At 45.4% G+C, this 8,785-nt stretch carries 10 protein-coding genes; 4 read left to right on the top strand and 6 right to left on the bottom strand.

Going from position 1 to position 8,785, the window contains the following annotated elements; all coding sequences use genetic code 11:
- Both AB4496_RS17820 and AB4496_RS17815 read right to left on the bottom strand, forming a co-directional pair.
- The coding region (locus AB4496_RS17820) for a potassium transporter TrkG (protein ID WP_372131517.1) at positions 1-505 on the bottom strand (505 nt) is incomplete at its 3' end.
- A gap of 34 nt (positions 506-539) precedes the next feature.
- Positions 540-1,163 (bottom strand): YigZ family protein, encoded by a 624-nt coding sequence (locus AB4496_RS17815; RefSeq protein ID WP_009848168.1) that lies wholly within the window; start codon positions 1,161-1,163, stop codon positions 540-542.
- 227 nt (positions 1,164-1,390) lie between these two features.
- On the opposite strand from AB4496_RS17815, the gene fadB reads away from it, so the two are divergent.
- The 3 genes from fadB (at position 1,391) to AB4496_RS17800 (ending at position 5,967) form a co-directional block, all read left to right on the top strand.
- Entirely contained in the window at positions 1,391-3,562 is a 2,172-nt protein-coding gene (gene fadB / locus AB4496_RS17810) for a fatty acid oxidation complex subunit alpha FadB (protein WP_009848167.1), read from the top strand.
- Positions 3,563-3,588: 26 nt separating this feature from the next.
- Positions 3,589-4,752 carry an acetyl-CoA C-acyltransferase FadA gene (gene fadA, locus AB4496_RS17805; protein ID WP_016784138.1) on the top strand — a complete coding sequence of 388 codons (1,164 nt, stop codon included), beginning with the start codon at positions 3,589-3,591 and terminating at the stop codon, positions 4,750-4,752.
- A gap of 234 nt (positions 4,753-4,986) precedes the next feature.
- The gene (locus AB4496_RS17800) at positions 4,987-5,967 is read left to right on the top strand and encodes an MDR family oxidoreductase (protein WP_017099656.1); all 981 of its coding nucleotides are present in this window, start codon (positions 4,987-4,989) and stop codon (positions 5,965-5,967) included.
- Positions 5,968-6,102: 135 nt separating this feature from the next.
- On the opposite strand, the gene AB4496_RS17795 is transcribed toward AB4496_RS17800, so the two are convergent.
- Both AB4496_RS17795 and AB4496_RS17790 read right to left on the bottom strand, forming a co-directional pair.
- A complete protein-coding gene (locus tag AB4496_RS17795; protein ID WP_017099657.1) occupies positions 6,103-7,044 on the bottom strand; it encodes a LysR family transcriptional regulator in 942 nt (313 codons plus the stop codon).
- Between the two features lie 155 nt (positions 7,045-7,199).
- Positions 7,200-7,385, bottom strand: a complete 186-nt coding sequence (locus AB4496_RS17790) for a hypothetical protein (protein ID WP_004736674.1) — start codon at positions 7,383-7,385, stop codon at positions 7,200-7,202.
- A 149-nt stretch (positions 7,386-7,534) separates the two neighbouring features.
- On the opposite strand from AB4496_RS17790, the gene tusA reads away from it, so the two are divergent.
- Positions 7,535-7,786, top strand: coding sequence for a sulfurtransferase TusA (gene tusA, locus AB4496_RS17785; RefSeq protein WP_004736675.1), 252 nt, complete (start codon positions 7,535-7,537; stop codon positions 7,784-7,786).
- A gap of 83 nt (positions 7,787-7,869) precedes the next feature.
- Here tusA and AB4496_RS17780 read toward each other — a convergent pair whose 3' ends face one another.
- Both AB4496_RS17780 and AB4496_RS17775 read right to left on the bottom strand, forming a co-directional pair.
- Positions 7,870-8,124, bottom strand: a complete 255-nt coding sequence (locus AB4496_RS17780) for a hypothetical protein (protein WP_009848161.1) — start codon at positions 8,122-8,124, stop codon at positions 7,870-7,872.
- Between the two features lie 151 nt (positions 8,125-8,275).
- A partial coding sequence (locus AB4496_RS17775; protein WP_372131515.1) for a TMEM165/GDT1 family protein occupies positions 8,276-8,785 on the bottom strand: 510 nt, incomplete at its 5' end.

Here is an 8,785-nt window from a genome sequence, read left to right as displayed (position 1 = left end):
CAGGACCTGGGATTTCAGCACGATACAGCTGCATACCACCGATACCCAGAACAGGAAGAATGGCTACCGCCAATACGATGATACCCATACCACCAAACCATTGTAGGAACTGACGGTAAAACAGAATTGCCTTAGGGAGATCATCAAGGCCGACAATAACCGTCGCACCAGTTGTAGTTAATGCAGAAAAGGATTCGAAGAAAGCATCGGTTACCGAAACACTCGGGTTATCAGCGATCAAAAACGGTAACGCACCCGCACTGCCGATTACCGTCCAGAACAAAACAACAATCAAAAAGCCATCTCGCGCCTTCAATTCATGTTTATAGCGTCGGTTTGGAAACCAGCAAGTTGCTCCAAAAAATAATAGAACAAAGAAAGTCGTCACAAATGGCACACCCGCACCATCTCGATAGATCAGTGCGACGAGCGCAGGTGCGAGCATTGATACACTAAAAAGTGCTAATAATAATCCGACGATTCGAATAATTGAGCGAAATTGCATGAGCTATTGAACGAAGCGAAATGCTTCACACTTCCTAGTTGTCTTTGACTTTCGTTACCAGTGCCTTAGCACCGCTTTTATTGATCATGGTTTGGGTAAACGAATCTACCTGAAGGAGCTCTATTTCAATAATAAGCTCAACTTGCACACCATAATCCGCTTGGACTTCAACAGCCTGATGCTGAGCCATAATGGATTGCGCAATTGGCACAAAGCCATAGTCTAACTCTAGCCGTAATTTTGTGGTTATTTTTTTCTCGATAGTTTGAAGCAGCTTGAGAGCTTGTTGCACTCCACCACCGTAAGCCTTTACTAGGCCACCCGTTCCAAGCTTGATTCCGCCAGAATAACGAGTAACAACAGCCGTCAGTTCACCAACGCCAGAACCAGACAGTTGCGCCAAGATAGGCTTACCCGCAGTACCAGATGGCTCTCCATCGTCACTAAAGCCCCATTGCATTGAGTCTTCAGGTCGCCCTGCAGCAAAACCCCAACAATTATGTCGCGCTGATGAATGCTCTTTTTTTACCTGTTCTACGAACTGTTTAGCAGCTTCTACACTTGGAGTATGAGCAAGATGAGTAATGAAGACGCTCTTCTTTATCTCTTCTTCAAACAGAGCCGACGCTGACGGTATTAAATAGGGCTGTTCATTCATATCGTTAACTTAATTAATAAGAGCGGCGAAGTGTATCACGCGTGAATAATAAGGGTTAGAGGATCTGTGCCATCGCACAATGTTAAACAATTGTTTAAAAAATGTATTGAAATTCACCAGGCAGAGGTACAGACTAGAATAACTGGTCTTACCAGGTATTCTACAATAATAGAAAGATAACAAGATTCTCTCAAACAATCGTGGATTGTATGTCATGGAGATAGACAATGATTTACCAAGCTAACACCTTACAGGTAAAGGAATTACAAGATGGTATTGCAGAACTTAGCTTCTGTGCTCCGGCCTCTGTAAACAAACTCGACCTTGCTACTTTAGAATCACTAGATAAAGCGTTAGATGCTCTTAATGCTCACGCTGGATTACGTGGTTTAATCTTAACTTCAAACAAAGACGCGTTCATCGTAGGCGCAGACATCACTGAATTTCTTGGCCTATTTGCTAAGCCAGAAGCCGAACTTGATGAATGGTTAAGATTCGCTAATTCAATTTTCAGCAAGCTCGAAGACCTTCCTGTCCCAACTCTTTCAATGATGCGTGGCCATGCCCTTGGCGGCGGCTGTGAATGTGTACTCGCTACCGATTTCCGTATCGGTGACAAGACCACCAGCATAGGCCTACCAGAAACCAAACTTGGCATCATGCCTGGCTTTGGTGGTTGTGTGCGTCTGCCACGTGTTATCGGTGCTGACAGTGCAATGGAAATTATCACGCAAGGCAAAGCATGCCGTGCAGATGAAGCACTTAAAGTTGGCTTGTTAGATGCGATTGTTGAAACAGACCAACTATTAGAATCAGCGATTAACACTGTTTCTCTAGCAGCCAATGAAAAACTCGATTGGCAGCTACGTCGTAAACAAAAAACATCAGCGCTTTCATTAAGCAAACTAGAAGCGATGATGAGCTTTACCATGGCGAAAGGCTTAGTTGCTCAAAAAGCAGGGCCTCATTACCCAGCACCTATCACCTCGGTTATCGCTATCGAAGAAGCAGCACGTAGCGATCGCGATGCAGCACTAGACATCGAGCGTAAACACTTCGTTAAGCTAGCGAAATCTGAAGAAGCGAAAGCATTGGTCGGCTTATTCCTTAATGACCAATACATCAAAGGCCTAGCGAAACAAGCTGGTAAGTCTGCAAACAAAGCGACTGAACGAGCAGCGGTACTTGGTGCTGGCATCATGGGTGGCGGTATTGCTTACCAGTCAGCGTTAAAGGGCGTGCCAGTGATGATGAAAGACATCGCACAGGCGTCTCTAGATCTTGGTATGAACGAAGCATCTAAGCTGTTGAATAAACGCTTATCACGCGGTCGCCTAGATGGATTCAAGATGGCAGGCATTCTGTCTTCTATTACCCCAAGCTTACATTACGCAGGTGTTGAACAGTCAGATGTGATTGTGGAAGCCGTTGTAGAAAACCCTAAAGTAAAAGCAGCAGTACTGAGTGAAGTGGAAGGTCTGGTGGGTGAAGACACAGTTCTTACATCAAACACCTCAACGATTCCGATCAACCTGCTAGCAAAATCTCTAAAACGCCCAGAAAACTTCTGTGGTATGCACTTCTTTAACCCAGTACACCGCATGCCTTTGGTTGAGATCATCCGTGGCGAGCATACTTCAGAAGAAACCATTAATCGCGTGGTTGCTTACGCAGCGAAGATGGGTAAATCCCCTATCGTTGTTAATGATTGCCCAGGCTTCTTCGTTAACCGTGTACTTTTCCCTTACTTTGGCGGTTTCAGCATGTTGCTACGTGACGGTGCTGACTTCACTAAGATCGATAAAGTCATGGAGCGTAAGTTCGGTTGGCCAATGGGCCCTGCTTACTTGCTAGACGTTGTAGGTTTAGACACAGCACATCATGCACAAGCAGTAATGGCGCAAGGTTTCCCAGAGCGTATGGGTAAAGAAGGTCGTGATGCAATTGACGCACTTTACGTCGCTGAAAAATACGGCCAGAAGAACGGCAGCGGTTTCTACACGTACAGCGTAGACAAACGCGGTCGTCCTAAGAAGACATTCTCTGAAGACATTCTTCCTATCCTGGCTGACGTATGCCAACAACCACAAGACTTTGATGACCAGACAATTATCCAACGTGTGATGATTCCTATGATCAACGAAGTGGTGCTTTGTTTAGAAGAAGGCATCATCGCGACACCGCAAGAAGCGGATATGGCACTGGTTTACGGTTTAGGCTTCCCTCCATTCAGAGGCGGCGTATTCCGCTACTTAGACAGTGTGGGTATTGGTAACTTCGTTGAAATGGCGAAGAGCTACCAAGACTTAGGTGCAATGTACCAAGTTCCTCAACTATTGCTTGATATGGCAGCGAAAGGCGAAAGCTTTTACGACGGCCAACAAGCAAGTTCTCTGTAACCCACATTTGGAAAAGGAATAGCAAAATGAATAATGTAGTTGTTGTTGATTGCCTTCGTACCCCAATGGGACGTTCCAAAGGTGGAGCTTTCCGTCACACTCGTGCTGAAGATCTGTCGGCACATTTGATGAAAGGCATTTTAGAGCGCAACCCAGAAGTAAACCCTGTCGAAATTGAAGACATTTACTGGGGTTGTGTACAACAAACGCTAGAGCAAGGCTTCAACGTTGCACGTAACGCTGCTTTACTTGCTGGTCTGCCGATTGAGATTGGTGCGGTAACGGTCAACCGTTTATGTGGCTCATCTATGCAAGCTCTACATGATGCAACCCGCTCTATCATGGTTGGTGATGCTGAAATCTGCCTGATCGGTGGTGTCGAACATATGGGTCACGTACCAATGAACCATGGTGTTGATTTTCACCCTGGCATGTCTAAACACGTAGCGAAAGCGGCCGGCATGATGGGTCTAACGGCTGAGATGCTAGGCAAAATGCACGGTATTAGCCGTGAAGACCAAGATGCATTCGCAGCACGCTCACATGCTCGAGCTCAAGCAGCAACAGTTGAAGGTCGTTTCAAAAACGAAATCCTGCCAACAGAAGCTCACGCAGCAGACGGTTCACTGTTCACTCTGGATTACGATGAAGTCATTCGCCCAGAAACTACGGTTGAAGGCTTATCTCAGCTTCGCCCGGTATTTGACCCAGCAAACGGTACGGTAACAGCAGGTACTTCATCAGCACTGTCTGATGGTGCATCGGCAATGCTTATCATGAGCGAAGAGAAAGCCAACGCACTTGGCCTGAAGATTCGCGCTCGCGTGAAGTCGATGGCTATCGCTGGCTGCGATCCTTCAATCATGGGTTACGGCCCAGTACCAGCGACGAAAAAAGCACTTAAACGTGCAGGCCTAACCATCGAAGATATGGGTGTGATTGAGCTAAACGAAGCGTTTGCTGCTCAATCTCTTCCATGTGCGAAAGACCTCGGTCTACTGGATGTGGTTGACGAGAAAGTAAACCTTAACGGTGGTGCGATTGCTCTTGGTCACCCACTGGGCTGTTCTGGTTCTCGTATCTCGACGACCCTAATCAACCTGATGGAAGCACAAGACGTGAAATACGGCTTGGCGACCATGTGTATTGGTTTAGGCCAAGGTATTGCAACGGTATTTGAACGCCCATAGCGATCACTGGTTTTAATACTTGTAGGGTAATCTTTTGTGCAGCTATATTTATATAGCTGCACTTTTTATTACTTGGCATCCAACAATGCATCGATTGCGTTCAGCGAGAGAAAAACCAACACTGATATCTATGCACAAAACGCATAGATTCAATGTTGATGTTTCATTATTTTTTCTCGGATGATTCAACTAAAGTTACTTCAGTTTCCTAATATTCCTCCTACGGAGCAGATCATGTTTAAAGCACTTGTACTAAACCAAGAAGACAAAAAAACTATCGCATCAGTTTCTCAAATTGATGAGTCTCAATTACCAGAAGGTAACGTGAAAGTTGATGTGAGCTACTCTTCTTTGAACTACAAAGATGGTTTGGCGATAACAGGTAAAGGGCGCATTGTTCGCAACTTCCCTATGGTTCCTGGCATTGACCTTTCTGGCGTGGTTTCACAATCTGATGACCCGCGCTACAAAGCAGGCGACGAAGTTGTTCTAACGGGTTGGGGTGTTGGTGAAGGTCACTGGGGTGGCATGGCTGAGAAAGCCAGCCTAAACGGTGATTGGTTAGTGCCAATGCCAGCGGGTCTAGACGCTAAGAAAGTCATGGCGATTGGTACCGCTGGTTTCACCGCTATGCTTTGTGTGCAAGCTATCGTAGATGCAGGCATCAAACCAGAAGACGGTGAAATCCTAGTAACGGGTGCTAGTGGCGGCGTAGGCAGCGTGTCTATTACGCTGTTAAACCAACTAGGCTACAAAGTAGCAGCGGTTACTGGCCGAGCTTCAGAAAATGGCGAGCTTCTAAAATCACTAGGTGCAACACGCATTGTAGAGCGTGCTGAATTAGAAGAACCAGCGAAACCACTTGAGAAACAACTGTGGGCTGGTGCTATCGATACAGTAGGTAGCAAAGTACTTGCGAAAGTATTGGCACAAATTGATTACAACGGCGCGGTTGCAATGTGTGGCCTAGCAGGTGGTTTTGATTTACCAACTACAGTAATGCCATTCATTCTACGTAACGTTCGCCTACAAGGTGTGGATTCCGTAATGTGCCCTCGTGAAAAACGTATTAAAGCGTGGGAGCAACTGGCTGAACTACTACCTGAGTCTTTCTACGGCCAAGCGACTAAAGAAGTGCCTTTAGATGGCGCAATTCAAGCTGCAGAAGACATCACTAACGGTCAAATCACTGGTCGCGTAGTCATTAAACTATAGATTCTCAAACATAAAGTTATCAAACCTTAAGCAACAGCTTTAGGCTTGGATAACCCAAAACAACAAAGGGCTGATTTTTATCAGCCCTTTTGCGTTTTTGTTATTCGGGTCTAGTGAGCCCAGACTCAGTCCTAGTTAACCCAAACCGACATCCGCAATTCGTTTTTGAATCAGCTCACCACACTCTTCTTTTACCACTCTTCTTAACCACTGTTGTGAAGCAGAAGAATCACATCGCGAGTGCCAGATCAGTGAGTAATCAAACGGCATAAATTCAAATGGTAATGGCTTGACGACTAAGTCATAACGCTCTGCCACCAAGTAAGCCAAATCAGCAGGTACAGTAATCACCAACGGCATTCTATCGACAATCGCCAATGCCGCTTCAAGGTGATAAGCACGCAGCACCATTTTTCGTGGTTGTTGATTGGCTAAGGCATTGTCTAATAAAGCCTTAACACCATCACTGATCGCAATCATCGCGTGCGGGAGTGATACATAGTCTTCAAGGTTTAAAGGCTTATCGGCTAATGGGTGATTCTTAGATAACAGGCACGACACACCGACCGGCCCCAATACATCTTGATGAAGTGGTGCAACGCTGCCACTCGGGCGACAAATAGCCATATCGACACGTTCGGTGCTGAGTTGCTTAAACAAATGCTCATGCTGCAATGGTGCAAACTCCAAAGAGATGTTCGGCGCTTGCTCATAAATCTTCGGCAGAGCATAAGGCAAGATGGTTTGCATCGCGTAGTCAGTGGTCGCAATCAAAAAGCGCTCGCTGCAATAGTAAGGATCGAAATCACTCGGGCTAAGAAGTTGGCGGAATGATTCTAAAGGTTGGTCAATGCGCTGGCTGATCTCGAGTGCTTTCTTGGTGGGAATAAGGTGCTGACCTTGGCGTGTAAACAGGGGATCGTTGAGTAGTTCTCTTAAGCGCCCTAATACTCGGCTAGTTGCCGATTGGCTTAGGTTAAGACGAAGCGCGGCTTGACTAACACTGCCCTCTTCAATCAATACCTTTAAGGCGACCAGTAAATTCAGGTCTCTACGATAGATGTCTTCTAATTCCACGCCACTTACCTAGCTGTATACAATTATCATTGGTCACTAAGTTGTTTATAGCATGCTTTAGATAAAAAAAATCCCGCAATTACGCGGGGAAGCCCAAGAAAATCTGGGGATAGTGTCGGAATGTTGTCGTATTGGAATTTGCTTGTGTATTAGGGTTAGTGCTCTTGCTCCTCGGCTATGCCTTGCCAACGGCGCATCTCTACCCAAATACCAATAATCGTTGCTACTATGCCAAAGATTGGCATTAGAGAGGTCTCTGTCGATGAGCGTAGTACTAACGCACAAAAAGAAATAAAACAGAGAACTGAATAAATTGTTAATCTATCTAATCCTGTCAACATCGCCACTCCTTAGCTAGTTGCCTTTGTTACAAGTTGTTATCAACTTGTTAATTAAGTTATAGGAAATGGTTCCGTTTGCCAAGCACTTATTGCATATTTTTTCTGCAGACGTATTATTCACTCGTTAGATAGATATAGAGATACAAACCATGACATTCAAACCTGAACTGGCAACCCACACTTTAGAAGCTGAAGGCCTGCGTTGCCCAGAGCCAGTAATGATGGTCAGGAAGACAATTAGAAACATGCAGGATGGCGATGTGTTACTGGTAAAAGCTGACGACCCTTCGACAACTCGTGATATTCCGAGCTTTTGTCGATTCATGGATCACCAGTTGGTAGGCCAAGCGACAGAAACGTTGCCTTACCAGTATTTGATCAGAAAGGGATTGGAGGCGTAACGCCCCACCGACTATCAAGTATCAAAAAAGCCGCTCGTACCTTATGTTCTTAAACAGAACTCAGAGTACGAGCGGCTTTTTGTTTATTCGCTTCTAGACTTGTTTTGCAGATGCTCAAGCTGATGCTGAATTTCTCGGATATCTTTTCGCATAGGAATAATATGCGCAACCCGAATCCAAGCTTCTACCGCAAGCCCGGTCATGATCATCGAACCAGCCACCATTGGTAGCCACATGTCCGTCAACACCATGCCTAGTAGTGTAAGTGCGAGACCAAAGGTAAATAGATAACTTTGGCTTTGTGGAGTAATACCCATATAACGCGTCAACATAATCATGCCCTCGTGTTCTTAACTCACAAGATTAAAATATCATGACAAGTATGACAGTTATATGTCCATTCGCTCGATAAACTCCACAATACTGTAAGAGTATGACCTACAACACATTACTCTACTGATTGAGTATAATAAGACTCAATACTACCGCTTAATAGAACGCTGCTGCGATAGCCAAACCCACGAACAACAAGGCTGTGATCTTGCGAATCAGGTCAAGTGGCATCTTATCTGCCGATAGCTTACCAATGATCACCACAGGCACATTCGCCAGCAACATACCAATGGTAGTACCGAGAATGACCCACGTTAATGCATCCGAATATTGAGCCCCTAGAATCGATGTCGCAATCTGAGTCTTATCACCGATCTCAGCAATGAAGAAAGCGATAAAACTGGCGACAAACGGCCCTCGGTTCGAGATCTGCTCATCGTCATCTAATTTATCCGGAATCAGAATCCAGCCTGCCATCGCAATGAAACTGACCACCAGCACCCACTTAAGTACTTTAGGAGATAAATAATCAGCAACCACAACACCTAGCCACGCAGCAAGGGCATGGTTGGCAATGGTGGCAAAGAAAATAGCCGCAATAATAGGTAGCGGTTTTCGATATCGACTGGCTAATAAAAGGGATAACAACTGAGTCTTATCACCGAT

It is taken from the genome of Vibrio sp. 10N.222.46.A1 (genome assembly GCF_041473595.1).
GTDB classification, from domain to species: Bacteria; Pseudomonadota; Gammaproteobacteria; order Enterobacterales; family Vibrionaceae; genus Vibrio; species Vibrio tasmaniensis_A.
Note: the sequence above shows the minus strand (reverse complement) of the source record. Positions and strands in the feature narration are given on the sequence as shown.